Raw genomic sequence first — 500 nt, 5'->3', positions numbered from 1 at the left:
CTATCTGACGGCCGTCGTGGACTGGGCGAGCCGCCGGGTGTTGGCACACCGGGTGGCGATCACGCTGGAGAGCTGCCATGCTGTCGAGGCGCTGGAGGAAGCGTTTGCGAAATACGGCCTGCCTGAGATCGTCAACACGGATCAAGGAAGCCAGTTCACCGCAACCGAATTCACCGACGCGGTTCTCAGCCGGAAGGTTCTCCTGTCGATGGATGGGAAAGGCGCCTGGCGTGACAACGTGTTCGTCGAACGGGTGTGGCGCAGCGTTAAATATGAAGAGGTTTATTTGAAAGCGTACGACTCGGTCGGCCACGCACGCCGCTCAATCGGCAATTACCTGAACTGGTACAACCAGAATCGGCCTCATTCGAGGTTGGCCGATCAGACACCGGATGAGGCATACTTCGCGACGCTGCCAGCGATCAAATCGGCAGCTTGATGACCCCGGCGCTTCCACTTATAAACTCGATCTGACTGTCCGAACCAACGGCGCCACCTCT

Annotated in this window: 1 protein-coding gene; it reads left to right on the top strand. The window is 58.6% G+C overall.

Annotated features, from left to right (window positions below):
• Positions 1-439 (top strand): integrase core domain-containing protein (locus P0D73_RS46730; protein WP_408321458.1); only part of this gene is annotated, 439 nt, incomplete at its 5' end.
• Positions 440-500 lie beyond the last annotated feature (61 nt).

It is taken from the genome of Paraburkholderia sp. RL18-101-BIB-B (assembly GCF_046026985.1).
Classification (GTDB): Bacteria; Pseudomonadota; Gammaproteobacteria; order Burkholderiales; family Burkholderiaceae; genus Paraburkholderia.
The sequence above is the reverse complement of the archived record's forward strand: the minus strand, read 5'-3'. Positions and strand labels throughout refer to the sequence as shown.